Origin of the sequence: Streptomyces calidiresistens, assembly GCF_014141525.1 — a bacterium.
In the GTDB taxonomy this organism is placed as follows: domain Bacteria; phylum Actinomycetota; class Actinomycetes; order Streptomycetales; family Streptomycetaceae; genus Streptomyces; species Streptomyces calidiresistens.
Map to the genome: position 1 here is coordinate 1 of NZ_VKHS01001165.1, position 1,234 is coordinate 1,234.

Annotated in this window: 2 pseudogenes; one reads left to right on the forward strand and one right to left on the reverse strand. The window is 76.7% G+C overall.

Going from position 1 to position 1,234, the window contains the following annotated elements:
• Positions 1–263: 263 nt before the first annotated feature.
• A pseudogene (locus FOE67_RS26155) lies at positions 264–757 on the reverse strand (DUF1990 domain-containing protein).
• Between the two features lie 286 nt (positions 758–1,043).
• Between FOE67_RS26155 and FOE67_RS29775 the strand changes: the two are divergent.
• A pseudogene (locus FOE67_RS29775) lies at positions 1,044–1,234 on the forward strand (hypothetical protein); the annotation flags it as partial.

Here is a 1,234-nt window from a genome sequence, read left to right on the forward strand (position 1 = left end):
CCTCCCCCACCGGGCCCCACCGGCAGGGCACGGACCGTCCCGCAAGGACACGGCGAGGACGCGGAAACCTCCGGGGTGCCCCGCCCGCGCCCGGGTGCCCGGCCCCGACGACGCCGGGCAGCGGGCCGTCCTCCCCCGGGGACGTCGCGCAGCGGATGGCGGCGGTCCCGAGCGGCATGCCATCGGGTGGTCCGGGCCCCGCTCCGGGTTCCGCGCCCGGCACCCGGGGACGCGTCCGGGAAGGCGGTGATCGGGAGGAGACCTCACCCCGGGTCCCGGTCGGGGCGCGCCTGCCGGACGGCTCGCCGCAGGGCGCGCCCGTACCAACGGGCCATCAGCCGTTGCGCGAGACGGCCGACGGGGCCGGCCAGACGGGCGTACCGGGCCGCGGGGCGACTGAGGGCGAGGACGGTGAGGTGGACGGATTCGTCGTCCGCGCGCTCCACCACGAAGGCCTCCTCCCCGCACTCCGGATGGCCGGGCAGGGTGCCGTAGGCGAAACCGACGCGTCGCGCCTCGTGAACCGTCCACACCACCAGGCAGGGGCACGAAGGGGACCGACCCCGACGGTGACCCGGACGCCGGGCGCCGCCTCCGGCGCGTCCGTGTCGAGGCCGATCCCCGTTCCGCGGTGCGTCCCCCAGGTCAGCACCGCGCGCCCGGCCGCGACGAACGTCGCGGGGCCGTGGCCCAGCGGAACGCGGACACGCAACCGGTGGAAACCGGGAGGAGGGGGAGGCCCGCCCCGTCGGGTCATGCCGGGGGTGGGATAGGTGAGATCGTCCGTTCCGAAAGCCTTCACGGGACCCCCGTCCGAGGCCGGATGATCGCGCGGGCCCCGGCTTCGCGCCGCCCCGGCGCCACGGGGTGCCCATACCCGGTCCGCAGTGTGCCACATCCGGCAACGGTGATCGACAAAACCATCCGTCCGCGCCAAACCCGGGAACCGGGGCCGGCGGTCCACCGTGGGGGCCGGTCAGGATGGGATGCGCACCGGCCGGTCCCCGACCGGCGAACCACGGACCGAGAGGATGGTCACCCACATGACCGGACCCATGACTTCCCGCCGCACCGCCGTCGCCGCGGGGGCGGCGGGCCTGGCCGTCGTGCTCACCGGGTGCGGCGGATCGGACGACAACGGGGCGCAGGGCACCCACATGACCGGACCCATGACTTCCCGCCGCACCGCCGTCGCCGCGGGGGCGGCGGGCCTGGCCGTCGTGCTCACCGGGTG